This is a genomic window from Lelliottia sp. 489 (assembly GCF_050435885.1).
GTDB classification, from domain to species: domain Bacteria; phylum Pseudomonadota; class Gammaproteobacteria; order Enterobacterales; family Enterobacteriaceae; genus Enterobacter; species Enterobacter nimipressuralis.
In genome coordinates this window covers 135,855-151,006 of record NZ_JBNDLC010000006.1, presented here as the reverse complement: position 1 = coordinate 151,006, position 15,152 = coordinate 135,855, and the positions used below count along the sequence as shown (strand labels likewise).

Genomic DNA, 15,152 nt, shown 5'->3' with positions numbered 1-15,152 from the left:
TCCATATTTAAACCATCGATTATCACTTAGTTAACAAATTAATTATTCATCCCTGACGCTCCATTTCAATAAATATTGAGCAAGGTCAAACAGTCCTCGATTTACCCCTCATATGAACATCCCGTCACATTTTAAATATTGCTGATAGAAACCATTCTCATTATCATGAACCTGTTGATTATTTAACCTTCGGTAAAAGTGGTCTCTATGCAATTCACACCAGACAGTGCCTGGAAAATTACCGGTTTTGCCCGCGAAATTAGCCCGGCGTATCGTCAAAAACTGCTGTCGTTAGGCATGCTGCCAGGATCATCATTCCAGGTGGTTCGCATTGCACCCTTGGGCGATCCCATTCATATCGAAACCCGTCGCGTCAATCTGGTATTGCGTAAGAAAGACCTCGCCTTATTAGAAGTCGAAGCTTTAGCCCGATAAACCGCCAGCAGTTATACCGAGTCTAAAACAATGAAAAAATTAACCATTGGCTTAATTGGTAATCCTAATTCCGGCAAGACAACCTTATTTAATCAGTTAACGGGTGCGCGTCAGCGTGTCGGTAACTGGGCGGGCGTCACGGTAGAACGTAAAGAAGGCCAGTTTTCAACAATCGATCATCAGGTCACCCTCGTTGACCTGCCTGGCACCTATTCACTCACCACCATTTCGTCCCAGACCTCTCTCGATGAGCAGATTGCCTGTCACTATATTCTGAGCGGCGATGCGGATTTACTGATTAACGTCGTCGATGCCTCCAATCTTGAGCGTAACCTCTACCTGACACTGCAACTGCTGGAGCTGGGCATTCCGTGCATCGTGGCGCTGAATATGCTCGATATCGCCGAGAAGCAAAAAATTCGCATTGATATCGATGCGCTTTCCGCCCGTCTCGGCTGCCCGGTCATTCCACTGGTCTCGACCCGTGCGCGCGGAATTGACGCCCTGAAGCTGGCGGTCGATCGCCATACGGGCAATACCGATCTGGAGCTGGTTCACTATCCGCAGCCGCTGGTGCGCGAGGCCAGCATTCTGGCCGGAGAGATGAACAACGCGATGCCACAAAAACAGCGCAACTGGCTTGGGCTACAAATGCTGGAAGGCGATATTTATAGCCGGGGCTACGCTGGCGACGCCGCAGAGAGTCTGGAGATGTCGCTGGCACGCCTGAGCGACGAGCTGGACGATCCGGCGCTGCATATCGCCGATGCGCGCTATCAGAGTATCGCGGCCATTTGCGAAGTGGTCAGCAATACCCTGACCGCCGAGCCGAGCCGTTTCACCGCGGCGGTGGATAAAATCATTCTGAACCGTTTCCTCGGTTTGCCGATCTTCCTGCTGGTGATGTATGTGATGTTCCTGCTCGCCATCAACATCGGCGGTGCGCTGCAGCCACTGTTCGATGTCGGCTCGGTTGCGATCTTCATTCACGGCCTGCAATGGCTGGGCTACACCCTGCATTTCCCGGAGTGGCTGACGATTTTCCTCGCCCAGGGGCTGGGCGGCGGGATAAACACTGTTCTGCCGCTGGTGCCGCAGATCGGCATGATGTACCTGTTCCTCTCCTTCCTTGAAGATTCCGGCTATATGGCCCGCGCGGCGTTCGTGATGGACCGCCTGATGCAGGCGCTCGGTTTGCCGGGCAAGTCCTTCGTCCCGCTGATTGTCGGCTTTGGCTGTAACGTGCCGTCGGTGATGGGCGCACGTACTCTGGATGCTCCGCGTGAGCGTCTGATGACCATCATGATGGCGCCGTTTATGTCCTGCGGGGCGCGTCTGGCGATCTTCGCGGTCTTTGCGGCGGCGTTCTTTGGTCAGGAAGGCGCACTGGCAGTCTTCTCCCTCTACCTGCTGGGGATTGTGATGGCGATTCTCACCGGCCTGATGCTTAAGCACACCATCATGCGCGGCGAAGCGTCGCCGTTTGTGATGGAGCTGCCGGTTTACCACGTGCCGCATATCAAAAGCCTGCTGATCCAGACCTGGCAGCGCCTGAAAGGCTTCGTTCTCCGTGCCGGTAAAGTGATCGTGATCGTCAGTATTTTCCTGAGCGCGCTGAACAGCTTTACCCTCAGCGGCCAGGCGGCAGATAACATCAACGACTCGGCGCTGGCTTCCGTGAGTCGCGTTATCACCCCGCTGTTCAAGCCGATTGGCGTTCACGAAGATAACTGGCAGGCCACCGTCGGGCTGTTTACCGGTGCGATGGCGAAAGAGGTGGTGGTCGGCACGCTCAACACGCTCTATACGGCGGAAAATATTCAGGAAGAGGAGTTTAACCCAGCTGAGTTCCATCTCGGTGACGAGCTGCTCAGCGCCGTGGACGAAACCTGGCAGAGCCTGAAAGACACCATCAGCCTGAGCGTACTGGCAAACCCTATCGAAGCCAGCAAAGGCGACGGCGAAATGGCCACCGGTGCGATGGGTGTGATGAGCCAAAAATTTGGCAGCCCTTCAGCGGCGTACAGCTATCTGATTTTCGTCCTGCTCTACATTCCGTGCATTTCGGTAATGGGGGCCATTGCCCGCGAATCCAGCCGCGGCTGGATGGGCTTCTCGGTCCTGTGGGGGCTGAACATCGCTTACTCGCTGGCAACCGTCTTCTACCAGGCGGCTAACTTCAGCCAGCATCCGCGCTACAGTCTGGTGTGCATTCTGGCGGTGGTGCTGTTCAACGTCGTGCTGATTGGCCTGTTGCGCCGCGCCCGTAGCCGCGTGAACGTCAACCTGCTGGCCACGAATAAAACCGCGGCGAACTGCTGTAACAGCCCTGCGGGCGACTGCCACTAAGAGGTGAGATGATGGCATCGATGATTCAGGTTCGTGATTTACTGGCACTTCAGGGGAGAATGGAGGCCAGACAGTTGAGCCTTTCCCTGCATACGCCGCAGCCGATGATCGATGCTATGCTCGAACGAATGGAAGCGATGGGTAAAGCCGTGCGGATTCAGGAAGATGCGGATAGTTGTTTGACGGGTAGCTGCAAAAGCTGTCCGGAAGGCAAAGCCTGCTTAAGGGAGTGGTGGGCGCTGCGCTAACACGATTTGCCGGGCAGCCTATGCCGCCCGGCAATACTGTTATTTATAGACTTCCGCCGTTGCATGAACGGTTTTCTCGCCTTTGTTCGCGCTGGTCACTACATAATACGTACCGCCCAGCTCATCAGCTTTTTTCGATAATTCTTTACGTGCATCCATTGGCGCAGTCGTTTTTGAGGTCGTAATCTCGCCAATTTTGGTCAGATTCATCTCTTTAACTTTGTCTTTTTCCAGCTCTTTCGCTGCAAATACGCCAAATGACAGAGACCCAATAACCAGTGATGTAACAATTCCCGTAACAAGTTTCATAACCATTACTCTCCATAGGTTTGTAGTTTTGATTATCGTAGGCTCAACTTCCGCAACGATATTTGAAGTATTGTTGCGGTATGAAACTTTTTCCAGGTGGATCAGTAAATAATCAGTTTAAACGCTGACTTAACGCCGTTAGCGCGTCGCAAAACGCCTCGGGGTGCGAGACGAAAGGCGCATGTGCGGCTTTGGCAATGACCTTCGACTCGCTGTTCGGCCATAGCGCATCCAGCATCGGCACCACTTTGCGCGGCACCAGGCCATCCAGATAACCGTAGATTCGCAGATGCGGCACTGAAAGCGCGGCCAGCGGTTCACGCAGGTCGACGGTTTTCAGAATTTCCAGCCCACCGTTAAGCACCTCAACCTCCGGCATGGGAAGTGCCAGCACCGCGTTTTTGAGCATTCGCGCATCCTGACGCGCCGTTTCGGTTCCCAGAGTTTGCAGCGCCAGAAAGCGCTCAACCGTCCGCTTGAAATCTTCGCTCAGCTGCTGCTGGAAACCGGCCAACACCTCCGGCTTGATACCCGGCCACTCATCCCGCGCCGCAAAGCAAGGCGATGATGCGACCGTCACCAGCGCCTGAACGCGCTCCGGGTGCGTCAGGGCTATCTGGCTCGCCACCAGCCCGCCCAGGCTCCAGCCGAGCCAGATCGCTTTTTGCGGCGCGCGTTCCAGAACATGCCGGGCCATCTCATCGAGGGGCATCGCGCCAAACCCGTGGCTGCGGCCAAATCCCGGCAGATCCACCAGATGCAGCGTAAACTGCGAGGCCAGTTCCTCCTGAATGCAATGCCAGACTTCAGCGTTCAGCCCCCATCCGTGCAGCAGCACAAGATCAACATTTCCCGTGCCCATGGTCTGCCACCAAAGATTGTTCATCGGTTAGGATTCTCTTTTTTAACAAGGAAGTTGCCCATGCTATCAGTGCCCGGCTTGTGCTGGCTATGCCGAATGCCGCTCAGGATGAGCCGCTGGGGGATCTGCTCCGTCTGCACGCGCGCCTTCGAGCGCCGCCCTCCCTGCTGTCCCCAGTGCGGTTTATCCGCAACGCGCGTCGATATCCCCTGCGGGCGATGCCTGCAAAAACCGCCGCCGTGGGGCGATCTGGTGGCGGTCGATAATTACGTTCAGCCCCTGAGCAGCCTGATCCACCAGTTTAAGTTTTCTCGCCAGACCCAGCTGGCGGGACCGCTGGCGCGCCTGCTGGTACTCGCCGTTTTGCAGGCCCGGCGCTCACGGGGGTTACCTGCCGTGGATCTTCTTATCAGCGTGCCGTTGCACCGTCGACGTCACTGGCGTCGCGGGTACAATCAGAGCGATCTGTTGTGTCGCCCTCTTTCCCGTTGGCTACGCTGTGACTGGCAACCGGCCGCGTTAAAACGCACACACGCAACGGCCGTTCAGCATCGGTTAAGCGCTCGGTTGCGCAAAAGAAATCTAAAAAATGCCTTTCGCCTTGATTTAGCGGTCAAGGGGCGCCATATCGCGATTGTGGATGATGTCGTCACAACCGGCAGCACCGTGGCGGAGCTTTCCCGACTGCTTTTGCAAAGCGGCGCAGCGACGGTTCAGGTATGGTGTTTGTGTCGTACCTTGTAGCCCTTTTCCGATGGGCGTATTATTATACCCAGGTAATTTAGTCAACTATTAGGCCAAAGCTATGATCCGTATTTCCGATTCTGCACAATCACACTTTGCCAAACTGCTGGCAAATCAGGAAGAAGGGACGCAGATCCGCGTGTTTGTGATTAATCCAGGCACTCCGAATGCAGAATGCGGTGTCTCTTATTGTCCTCCGGACGCTGTGGAAGCATCTGACACTGCCCTTAAATTTGAGCAGCTCACCGCCTATGTCGATGAGTTAAGCGCGCCATACCTTGATGACGCCGAGATCGATTTCGTCACCGATCAGCTGGGTTCTCAGCTGACGCTGAAAGCACCAAACGCCAAAATGCGTAAAGTGTCTGATGATGCGCCGCTGATGGAGCGCGTAGAATATCTGCTGCAATCCCAGATCAACCCGCAGCTGGCCGGCCACGGCGGTAAAGTCACGCTGATGGAGATCACCGAAGACGGTCTGGCGATCCTGCAATTCGGCGGCGGCTGTAACGGCTGTTCCATGGTCGACGTGACCCTGAAAGAAGGGATCGAGAAGCAGATGCTGAACGAGTTCCCGGAACTGAAAGGCGTGCGCGATCTCACCGAACACCAGCGCGGCGAGCACTCTTACTACTAAGTTCCCGTCTGTTTTTACCCGGTGCCGCGCAGCGAGCCGGGCCGTTAAATCAGATCCCAGGCCGGGTAAGGCGATTTCGCCCCCCGGCTTTTGTTTGCCTGTCGCTCCCCGCCCCATATGTTGACCTGCGTCTCATAATTCAAATTTTGCCTGCCTGGGTGATTCTCAATCCGCATATGTTACCCGTATCATTCGCGTGGGCACTAAGCATCCTCATAACAGCCGACTAAACTTATTAGTTTCGCAGGCAATCAGTATTAGTGCCGTTAATTCTCTGTTCCCGGTTGGGACAATCGGAAATTGTCGTTGAAACAATGACGTTACCCATAACAATTGAAAGGCCAGGTTAATCATGCCATTAGTTATTGTCGCTATCGGTGTTGTCTTATTACTGCTCTTGATGATCCGTTTCAAACTGAACGGCTTCATCGCTCTGGTTCTGGTGGCACTTGCAGTGGGTCTGATGCAAGGGATGCCGCTGGTGAAAGTCATCAGCTCAATTAAAGCAGGTGTGGGCGGAACGCTCGGCAGCCTGGCGCTAATCATGGGCTTCGGTGCCATGCTCGGTAAAATGCTGGCAGACTGCGGCGGTGCACAGCGCATCGCGACCACGCTGATTGCCAAATTTGGTAAGCAACACATTCAGTGGGCGGTGGTGTTAACCGGTTTTACCGTCGGTTTCGCGCTGTTCTATGAAGTCGGCTTCGTACTGATGCTGCCGCTGGTCTTCACCATCGCGGCTGCCGCCAACATTCCGCTGCTGTTCGTCGGCGTGCCGATGGCGGCTGCCCTGTCCGTTACGCACGGCTTCCTGCCGCCGCACCCGGGCCCAACCGCTATCGCGACCATCTTCCACGCAGATATGGGTAAAACCCTGCTGTTCGGTACGATTCTGGCGATCCCAACCGTTATTCTGGCAGGCCCAGTGTTTGCACGCTGCCTGAAAGGTATCGACAAGCCAATTCCGGAAGGTCTGTATAGCGCAAAAACCTTCACCGAAGCGGAAATGCCAAGCTTTGGCGTCAGCGTCTGGACCTCTCTGGTGCCGGTTGTGCTGATGGCGATGCGCGCAGTCGCCGAAATGGTGCTGCCAAAAGGTCACGCGTTCCTCTCCGTCGCTGAGTTCCTCGGTGACCCGGTGATGGCGACGCTGATTGCGGTTCTGATTGCCCTCTTCACCTTCGGTCTGAACCGTGGTCGTAGCATGGATCAGATCAACGAGACGCTTGGCTCTTCCATCAAAATCATCGCCATGATGCTGCTGATTATCGGCGGTGGCGGTGCGTTCAAGCAGGTTCTGGTCGACAGCGGCGTAGACAAATACATCGCCTCGATGATGCATGAAACCAACATTTCGCCAATCCTGATGGCCTGGTCGATTGCTGCGGTGCTGCGTATCGCGCTGGGTTCTGCAACCGTTGCGGCAATCACTGCCGGCGGTATTGTAGCGCCACTGATTGCCACCACGGGCGTTAGCCCTGAGCTGATGGTTATCGCAGTGGGTTCCGGTAGCGTCATCTTCTCCCACGTGAACGATCCAGGCTTCTGGCTGTTCAAGGAGTACTTCAACCTGACGATCGGCGAGACCATCAAGTCCTGGTCGATGCTGGAAACGATTATCTCAGTGTGCGGCCTGATTGGGTGTCTGCTGCTGGCGATGGTGGTTTAAGCACAAAAAGCCGGGTGGCGTTTACGCCTGACCCGGCCTAACACGTTAAAAGCCCGGCAAACTGATGATGTTTGCCGGGCTTTTTTATCACTTCTTCGCTTTTCTGCGCTTATCCAAATCCTTAATCAGCTTGTTCACACCGTCATCGGCAAACATCTTTTCAAGGGTGGTGGAGAGCTTGCGCCGCCAGTTTTTGTACTGATAGCTGGTGCCCGGAATGTTCACCGGCTCCGCCATTCCCAGCCAGTCCTCGGGTTGCAGGCCCAGCAGGGCGCTATTGCTGTCGGCGATATAGCGCTGCATGCCGCGATTCAGGGTTGCCGTCATCGCCATCAGCGAGGCTTTATGCCCGGCGCGTTTTGGCAGGCAGCCGTGCTTGTGCAGCGCATCCAGCAGCCCCTGTTTGGCCAGCTCGCGGTCCTGATACAGCCCGCGCAGCACCACTTCGTCTGGATATAACCCTAACGTTTTGCCGAGCGTGAGATCACCGCTCTCCCAGTAGCCTCGCAGCGTAGGAAGATCATGCGTTGTCGCGACAGCCATTGATTGTTGAGGGTACGCTTGCGGCGAACGGAACGTCTTCTCATGGTCACTTTCGAAATAGAGTACTTTGTATGAATAAACGCCACTCTCGCGTAATTTACTGACGATTTCAACCGGCACAGTGCCGAGATCTTCGCCAATCACCATGCAGTTGTGACGCTGACTTTCCAGCGCGAGGATCGACAGCAGATCGTCCACCGGATAATGCACATAGGCACCGTGATCCGCCGTTTCACCGTAAGGGATCCACCACAGGCGCAGCACGGACATCACGTGGTCGATACGCAGCGCGCCGCAGTTTTGCATATTGGCGCGCAGCAGATCGATAAACGGCTCGTACCCGCGCGCGACCATCACATGCGGGTCCATCGGCGGCAATCCCCAGTTCTGTCCCAGCGGGCCGAGGATATCCGGCGGGGCGCCGACGGAGGCTTTCAGGCAGTAAAGCTCGCGGTCGCACCAGGTTTCGGCTCCGCCTTCCGCCACGCCTACGGCCAGATCGCGATACAGACCAATCGGCATGTCGTAGCCCTGGCTCTCCTGCCAGCAGGCGGCAAACTGACTGTACGCCAGCCATTGCAGCCACAGGAAAAAGTCCACTTCATCGGCGTGTTGCTTGCAGAAGGCTTTCACTTCCGGCGAGTCCACCGACTGATAGGCTTCCGGCCACACCGGCCAGCCCCAGCGCATTTCGTCCTCTTTCACCTGATACGCATGCAGCGCGTCAAACGCCGCCTGCCAGTAGAGGCTTTCGCCTTCCTGGGCGACGAACTGACGGAACGCTTTCATCTGGTCGTCCGTGCGCTTTGCAAAGCCTTTCCAGGTCATACGCAGGGCTGCCATTTTCAGGGCCGTCACCGTCGCATAGTCGACCCAGTCGGCTTCACGCACCTGTTTCAGCGTCTGCTGCGTGGTGGTGAGATTCCACCACGCCTGGGCCTCTTTGCTTTTCCTGAAATCCTCCAGCGCGTTGACGTCGATATAAATCACATTCAGCCAACGGCGGGACGACGGGCTATACGGGCTGGCGCTTTCCGGGTTCGCCGGATAGAGGGCATGGATCGGGTTGAGGCCGATAAAGGCCCCTCCGCGCTTGCCCACCTCCGCCAGCATATTTTTCAGATCGCCGAAATCGCCGATCCCCCAGTTTTCATTAGAACGTAGCGTGTAAAGCTGCACGCAGGCGCCCCACAGCTTTTTTCCGTCGAGCAGCGCCTGCGGCTCGTAGCAGCGTTTTGGCGCGATGATCACCCGGCAGTGATAGCGCTTATCATCCTGCGTCAGCGTCAGGGTGTGGTAGCCGTGCGGCAGTTTTGCCGGAAGGGTGAGATTTTTCCCGCCCGTCGCATGGCCCTTATGCTGCTGGCCCTCTTCGGTGGTTAACAGCCAGCTGAATTCGTCGCGGCCTTCCACCAGCAGCGCCATCTTCTTACCGGCAGTGAACACTTTCACCACCGGCACCGGCGCTACCGCCGCTTTCGCGGCGGGCGTTGTTTTGTGCATGGCGTCCAGCAAACGTCGTTTGGTTTCAGCGCCAATTGACTGTGGTTTGCCGTGAGCATTGATGTAACTGGGGCTGATCCCCGCCGCCAGGGCGGCATTATCCAGACGTTTGCTGTCCATCGCGCTTCCTTAGCGTTTTGCCTGCCAGATACGGGCCTGATAATCACGGATTGAACGGTCAGAGCTGAACATCCCGCAGCGCGCGGTATTCAGAATACATGCGCGCGTCCAGGCGTCCTGATCGCGGTACAGCACATCCACCTGCTTCTGCGCTTCAACGTAGGCCGCGAAATCAGCCATTACCAGATACGGATCGCCGCCCTGTTTGCCGATGCTGTGCAGCATCTGGTCGAAGGCGTGTTTGTCGCCGTCGCTGTATTTGCCGCTTTCCAGCTCCTTCAGCACTGCATCCAGAACCTTGTCTTTCTTGCGCCATTTCACCGGATCGTAGCCTTTGGCTTTAAGGGCTTTCACCTCCTCGACCGTGTGACCGAAGATAAAGATATTCTCTTCACCCACCTGCTCAGCGATTTCAACGTTCGCGCCGTCCAGCGTACCGACGGTTAAGGCACCGTTCAGGGCCAGCTTCATGTTACCGGTGCCGGACGCCTCTTTGCCCGCAGTCGAAATCTGCTCGGAGATATCCGCCGCCGGGATCAGCATTTCCGCTGCGGACACGCAGTAATCCGGCAGGAACACCACTTTCAACTTGTCGCCCACCTGCGGATCGTTGTTCACCGCTTCAGCCACTTTGTTAATGGCGAGGATAATGTTCTTCGCCAGGTAGTAGCCCGGCGCCGCTTTGGCACCGAAGAGGAATACGCGCGGCACGCGGTTCGCGTTCGGGTTTTCGCGGATCTCTTTGTACAGCGCCAGAATGTGCAGCAGGTTCAGGTGCTGACGTTTGTACTCGTGCAGGCGTTTGATCTGGATATCAAAAATCGCGTTCGGGTTGATTTCAATCCCCGTGCGCACTTTCACGAACGCCGCGAGGCGCACTTTGTTCTCTTGTTTGATGGCCTGGTATTTCTGGCGGAATTTGGCATCGTCAGCCTGCTTTTCCAGGTTGATCAGCTGGTCGAGATCGTTGGCCCACTCTTTCTTCAGCGTTTTATCCAGCAGCGCGGCGAAAGCCGGGTTGCACTGTTTGATCCAGCGACGCGGCGTGATGCCGTTGGTGACGTTATGGAATTTGTTCGGCCAAAGCTGGTGATATTCCGGGAACAGATCTTTAACCACCAGATCCGAGTGCAGCGCCGCCACGCCGTTCACCGCAAAACCGCTGACCACGCACATGTTCGCCATGCGGACCTGTTTATCGTGCACCACCGCCAGTTTCGCCCAGACCGCTTTATCGCCCGGCCAGGTTTTCGTCACCAGCACTTTGAACCGATCGTTGATCTGATTGATGATCTGCATATGGCGCGGCAGCAGCGCTTTCACCAGTTTCTCATCCCAGCACTCCAGCGCTTCTGGCATCAGGGTGTGATTGGTGTAGGCGAAGGTTTTGCTGGTGATTGCCCAGGCCGCGTCCCAGCTCAGCTGGTGCTCATCCAGCAGCACGCGCAGCAGTTCAGGAATGGCGATGGTTGGGTGGGTATCGTTGAGCTGAATCACTTCGTAATCCGCCAACTCTGACAGCTTACGCCCCGCCAGATGATGGCGACGCAGGATATCCGCCACGGAACAGGCGCACTGGAAATACTGTTGCATCAGGCGCAGCTTTTTGCCCGCCAGATGGTTGTCGTTCGGGTAGAGCACTTTAGTCAGTTTTTCGGCGTCGATACCCTGCTGCTCGGCACGCAGAAAATCGCCGTCGTTAAATTTGGTCAGGTTGAACGGATGGGCGTGCTTCGCCTGCCACAGACGTAGCGGCTGCGCCACGCCGTTGCGATAGCCCAGCACCGGCAGATCCCAGGCTTCACCGGTGATCACAAAACCCGGCTCCCAGTGGCCCTGTTTAGACACTTTCCCGCCGATACCCACCTGCACATCGAGCTGTGCGTTGTGGCGGAACCACGGATAGCTGCCGCGATGCCAGTCGTCCGGCGCTTCAATCTGATTCCCGTCGTTAAAGGACTGACGGAACAGGCCGTACTGGTAGTTCAGACCATACCCGATAGCGGATTGCCCCACGGTTGCCATGGAATCCAGGAAACAGGCCGCCAGACGCCCTAACCCGCCGTTACCTAAACCGGGGTCGGTCTCTTCTTCCAGCAGATCGGTCAGGTTAACGCTGTGCTCGCTGAGCACGTCGCTCACCTCCTGATACCAGCCGAGGTTCAGCAGGTTGTTGCCGGTCAGACGACCGATCAGGAACTCCATGGAGATGTAGTTCACATGACGCTGGTTTTTCACCGGCTTCGCCGCAGGCTGAGCACTGAGCAGTTCGGCCAGCGCACCGCTCACGGCCTGCCACCACTGATGAGACGTCATGTCTTCGGCTGCAGACAAACCAAATCGCTGCCACTGACGCGTCAGGGCAGCCTGAAATTGAGCTTTGTTGAAGGTAGGCTGAGACATAGGGAATCGGCATCCTGTAGAGAAAGAAAAGATAATGGCGCTAGTGTGCCAGGCTCATTCCGGCTCTTCCTCCTCCTGCCAGGGATTAGACAGGGAGGAGTAGCGGGGATGAGCGCAAAAGTGTGATCAAGGCCACTCTGTGAGCATAGAACGAGTGTGCCAATACGGCGCGAGGATAAACGGGAAGAGTGTCAAAAAAATGAAATGCAGTTTCGGATGAAATTAATAACAGCAGAAATGATTGCTTACCAGGAATAATATTTCTTGCTTTTAGGCCTTTCTCAGAGGGTTATTTTCCAGGAATAACTATACCGGTTATTTATTAACTTCGTGATGAGAATCGCCTAATGAAACCAGTTTCAGGATAAGCGCACTAAATGCATACAAGCCAGCATCCATGCGGGATATAGGGCATCTAAGAAAGTTCCCGGTCAATGAGAAATAATTTTGTGACAGAGTGCAAATTAAGGGATAGAAAAGACGGACATAACTTGCAATAGTTCCTTTTCTGGCCGACCTTATATCTATTAATTACGAAGCGCAAAAAAAATCGATTTCCCTCGTTTCCCCACAGTGAAGTGAAAAACTTATGTTGATTCCGTCCAAATTAAGTCGCCCGGTTCGTCTTGACCATACTGTGGTCCGCGAACGTCTGCTGGCGAAACTTTCCGGCGCGAATAATTTCCGACTGGCGCTGGTTACGAGTCCTGCAGGTTATGGAAAAACAACGCTCATCTCACAGTGGGCCGCAGGCAAAAGCGATTTAGGCTGGTACTCCCTTGATGAGGGCGATAACCAGCAGGAGCGCTTTGCCAGCTACCTGATCGCCGCCATACAGCAGGCGACTAACGGGCATTGCGTCACCAGCGAAGTGATGGTGCAAAAACGCCAGTACGCCAGCCTCTCCTCCCTGTTCGCCCAACTGTTCATTGAGCTGGCCGAATGGCATCGCCCGCTGTTCCTGGTGATTGACGATTACCATCTGATCACCAATCCGGTGATCCACGAATCCATGCGTTTCTTCCTGCGCCATCAGCCGGAAAATCTGACCCTGGTGGTGTTGTCACGCAATCTGCCGCAGTTGGGAATTGCCAACCTGCGCGTGCGCGATCAGCTGCTCGAAGTGGGCAGCCAACAGCTGGCCTTTAACCATCAGGAAGCGAAACAGTTCTTTGACTGCCGCCTCAGCTCGCCGATTGAAGCCTCAGAAAGCAGCCGCCTGTGCGACGACGTAGCCGGCTGGGCAACCGCGTTGCAACTCATCGCCCTCTCAGCGCGTCAGAATAACAGCCCGACGCATCAGTCTGCGCGCCGCCTGGCGGGCATTAATGCCAGCCACCTGTCCGATTATCTGGTCGACGAAGTGCTGAACAGCGTTGACCCGGCGACCCGCCAGTTCCTGCTGAAAAGCTCGCTGCTGCGTTCCATGAACGATGCGCTGATTGTGCGCGTTACTGGCGAAGACAACGGCCAGATGCGCCTCGAAGAGATTGAACGTCAGGGGCTGTTCCTGCAACGCATGGACGACTCCGGCGAATGGTTCAGCTTCCACCCGCTGTTTGGCAATTTCCTGCGCCAGCGCTGTCAGTGGGAAATGGCCACCGAATTACCCGACGTCCACCGCTCCGCAGCAGAGAGCTGGATGGCACAAGGCTTCCCGAGCGAAGCGATCCACCACGCGCTTGCCGCCGGTGACGCCAACATGCTGCGCGATATCTTGCTCAACCACGCCTGGGGCCTGTTCAATCACAGCGAGCTGACCCTGCTCGAAGAGTCACTCCGCGCCCTGCCGTGGGAAAGCCTGCTGGAAAATCCGCGTCTTGTCCTGTTGCAGGCGTGGCTGATGCAGAGTCAGCACCGCTACAGCGAAGTGAATACCCTGCTGGCCCGCGCCGAACAAGAGATGAAAGGCGAGATGGATGGCACGCTGCACGGCGAATTTAACGCTCTGCGCGCGCAGGTGGCCATCAACGATGGTGACCAGGAAGAGGCCGAACGTCTGGCGATGATCGCCCTCGACGAGCTGCCGCTGGCGAACTATTACAGCCGCATTGTCGCCACCTCGGTCCACGGGGAAGTGCTGCACTGCAAAGGGGACCTCACCCGTTCTCTGTCGTTGATGCAGCAGACGGAGCAGATGTCCCGCCGTCATGACGTCTGGCATTACGCTCTGTGGAGCATGATCCAGCAGAGCGAAATCTTATTTGCTCAGGGGTTCTTGCAAGCCGCCTGGGAGACACAGGAAAAAGCGTTCCAGCTGATTCAGGATCAACATCTGGAACAGCTGCCGATGCACGAGTTCCTGCTGCGTATTCGCGCACAGCTGCTGTGGGCCTGGGCGCGTCTCGATGAGGCCGAAGCCTCTGCCCGTCATGGCGTTGACGTTCTCTCCACCTTCCAGCCGCAGCAGCAGCTGCAATGCCTGGCGCTGCTGGTGCAGTGCTCGCTGGCGCGCGGCGATCTGGATAACGCCCGCAACCATCTGAACCGTCTGGAAAACCTGCTGGGCAATGGTCAGTACCATAGCGACTGGGTTTCCAACGCCGATAAAGTCCGGGTGATTTACTGGCAAATGATCGGCGATAAGAAATCAGCCGCCAACTGGCTGCGTCAGACGCCAAAACCGGAATTTGCCAATAACCATTTCCTGCAAAGCCAGTGGCGCAACATCGCCCGCGCGCAGATCCTGCTCGGTGAATTTGAGCCTGCGGAAATTGTGCTCGAAGAGCTGAACGAAAACGCCCGCAGTCTGCGTCTGATGAGCGATCTGAACCGCAACCTGCTGCTGCTCAATCAGCTTTACTGGCAGGCAGGGCGGAAAAATGACGCGCAGCGCGTCTTGCTGGAAGCATTACAGCTGGCGAACCGCACCGGGTTTATCAGCCACTTTGTGATTGAAGGCGAAACGATGGCGCAGCAACTGCGTCAGCTGATTCAACTCAACACCCTGCCGGAGCTGGATCAGCACCGCGCCCAGCGTATTCTGCGGGAGATTAACCAGCATCATCGCCACAAGTTCGCGCATTTTGATGAGAACTTTGTCGAACGTCTGCTGAACCACCCGGAAGTGCCGGAGCTGATTCGCACCAGCCCGCTCACCCAGCGTGAATGGCAGGTTCTGGGGCTGATTTATTCGGGTTACAGCAACGAACAGATTGCGGGCGAGCTGGCGGTCGCGGCGACTACCATCAAAACCCATATTCGTAATTTGTATCAGAAACTCGGCGTGGCGCATCGTCAGGATGCGGTGCAGCATGCGCAGCAATTGCTGAAGATGATGGGTTACGGCGTGTAATGCAATGCCCGGCGGCGGGACGTTTGCCGGGCCTG

Annotated in this window: 11 protein-coding genes; 7 read left to right on the top strand and 4 right to left on the bottom strand. The window is 56.1% G+C overall.

All coding sequences use genetic code 11. The features are described 5' to 3' along the window. Nucleotides 1–207: 207 nt before the first annotated feature. From feoA to feoC, 3 genes are read left to right on the top strand one after another with little or no spacing between them, the layout of a single operon-like run. Complete coding sequence (gene feoA, locus ABIE11_RS17765; RefSeq protein ID WP_100778593.1) at nucleotides 208–435, top strand: ferrous iron transporter A; 228 nt, start codon at nucleotides 208–210, stop codon at nucleotides 433–435. A gap of 30 nt (nucleotides 436–465) precedes the next feature. Next, nucleotides 466–2,784 carry a Fe(2+) transporter permease subunit FeoB gene (feoB, locus tag ABIE11_RS17760; protein WP_129034781.1) on the top strand — a complete coding sequence of 773 codons (2,319 nt, stop codon included), beginning with the start codon at nucleotides 466–468 and terminating at the stop codon, nucleotides 2,782–2,784. Between the two features lie 11 nt (nucleotides 2,785–2,795). Next, nucleotides 2,796–3,032 carry a [Fe-S]-dependent transcriptional repressor FeoC gene (gene feoC / locus ABIE11_RS17755; protein ID WP_248859260.1) on the top strand — a complete coding sequence of 79 codons (237 nt, stop codon included), beginning with the start codon at nucleotides 2,796–2,798 and terminating at the stop codon, nucleotides 3,030–3,032. A gap of 39 nt (nucleotides 3,033–3,071) precedes the next feature. Here the strand turns inward: feoC and ABIE11_RS17750 are convergent, their stop codons facing one another. Both ABIE11_RS17750 and bioH read right to left on the bottom strand, forming a co-directional pair. Then, nucleotides 3,072–3,341, bottom strand: coding sequence for a YdgH/BhsA/McbA-like domain containing protein (locus ABIE11_RS17750; protein WP_100780800.1), 270 nt, complete (start codon nucleotides 3,339–3,341; stop codon nucleotides 3,072–3,074). Nucleotides 3,342–3,453: 112 nt separating this feature from the next. After that, nucleotides 3,454–4,227: a pimeloyl-ACP methyl ester esterase BioH gene (bioH, locus tag ABIE11_RS17745; protein WP_312069941.1), complete on the bottom strand. Its 774-nt coding sequence runs from the start codon at nucleotides 4,225–4,227 to the stop codon at nucleotides 3,454–3,456. 36 nt (nucleotides 4,228–4,263) lie between these two features. On the opposite strand from bioH, the gene gntX reads away from it, so the two are divergent. The 3 genes from gntX (at nucleotide 4,264) to gntT (ending at nucleotide 7,253) form a co-directional block, all read left to right on the top strand. Beyond that, nucleotides 4,264–4,947 (top strand): DNA utilization protein GntX, encoded by a 684-nt coding sequence (gene gntX / locus ABIE11_RS17740; RefSeq protein WP_429185003.1) that lies wholly within the window; start codon nucleotides 4,264–4,266, stop codon nucleotides 4,945–4,947. Nucleotides 4,948–5,008: 61 nt separating this feature from the next. Then, the gene (gene nfuA, locus ABIE11_RS17735) at nucleotides 5,009–5,584 is read left to right on the top strand and encodes a Fe-S biogenesis protein NfuA (protein WP_100778588.1); all 576 of its coding nucleotides are present in this window, start codon (nucleotides 5,009–5,011) and stop codon (nucleotides 5,582–5,584) included. A 352-nt stretch (nucleotides 5,585–5,936) separates the two neighbouring features. Further along, entirely contained in the window at nucleotides 5,937–7,253 is a 1,317-nt protein-coding gene (gene gntT / locus ABIE11_RS17730) for a gluconate transporter (RefSeq protein WP_100778587.1), read from the top strand. Nucleotides 7,254–7,340: 87 nt separating this feature from the next. On the opposite strand, the gene malQ is transcribed toward gntT, so the two are convergent. Both malQ and malP read right to left on the bottom strand, forming a co-directional pair. Then, nucleotides 7,341–9,419, bottom strand: a complete 2,079-nt coding sequence (malQ, locus tag ABIE11_RS17725) for a 4-alpha-glucanotransferase (protein WP_429185001.1) — start codon at nucleotides 9,417–9,419, stop codon at nucleotides 7,341–7,343. Nucleotides 9,420–9,428: 9 nt separating this feature from the next. Beyond that, nucleotides 9,429–11,822, bottom strand: a complete 2,394-nt coding sequence (gene malP / locus ABIE11_RS17720; RefSeq protein WP_429185000.1) for a maltodextrin phosphorylase — start codon at nucleotides 11,820–11,822, stop codon at nucleotides 9,429–9,431. Between the two features lie 589 nt (nucleotides 11,823–12,411). On the opposite strand from malP, the gene malT reads away from it, so the two are divergent. Next, complete coding sequence (gene malT / locus ABIE11_RS17715) at nucleotides 12,412–15,117, top strand: HTH-type transcriptional regulator MalT (RefSeq protein WP_100778584.1); 2,706 nt, start codon at nucleotides 12,412–12,414, stop codon at nucleotides 15,115–15,117. Nucleotides 15,118–15,152 lie beyond the last annotated feature (35 nt).

Coding starts and splice junctions, on each gene's coding strand:
- ABIE11_RS17750 (WP_100780800.1), bottom strand. CDS start 3,341: ATGAAACTTGTTACGGGAATTGTTACATCACTGGTTATTGGGTCTCTG.
- malP (WP_429185000.1), bottom strand. CDS start 11,822: ATGTCTCAGCCTACCTTCAACAAAGCTCAATTTCAGGCTGCCCTGACG.
- malT (WP_100778584.1), top strand. CDS start 12,412: ATGTTGATTCCGTCCAAATTAAGTCGCCCGGTTCGTCTTGACCATACT.
- gntX (WP_429185003.1), top strand. CDS start 4,264: ATGCTATCAGTGCCCGGCTTGTGCTGGCTATGCCGAATGCCGCTCAGG.
- malQ (WP_429185001.1), bottom strand. CDS start 9,419: ATGGACAGCAAACGTCTGGATAATGCCGCCCTGGCGGCGGGGATCAGC.
- bioH (WP_312069941.1), bottom strand. CDS start 4,227: ATGAACAATCTTTGGTGGCAGACCATGGGCACGGGAAATGTTGATCTT.
- feoB (WP_129034781.1), top strand. CDS start 466: ATGAAAAAATTAACCATTGGCTTAATTGGTAATCCTAATTCCGGCAAG.
- feoA (WP_100778593.1), top strand. CDS start 208: ATGCAATTCACACCAGACAGTGCCTGGAAAATTACCGGTTTTGCCCGC.
- nfuA (WP_100778588.1), top strand. CDS start 5,009: ATGATCCGTATTTCCGATTCTGCACAATCACACTTTGCCAAACTGCTG.
- gntT (WP_100778587.1), top strand. CDS start 5,937: ATGCCATTAGTTATTGTCGCTATCGGTGTTGTCTTATTACTGCTCTTG.
- feoC (WP_248859260.1), top strand. CDS start 2,796: ATGGCATCGATGATTCAGGTTCGTGATTTACTGGCACTTCAGGGGAGA.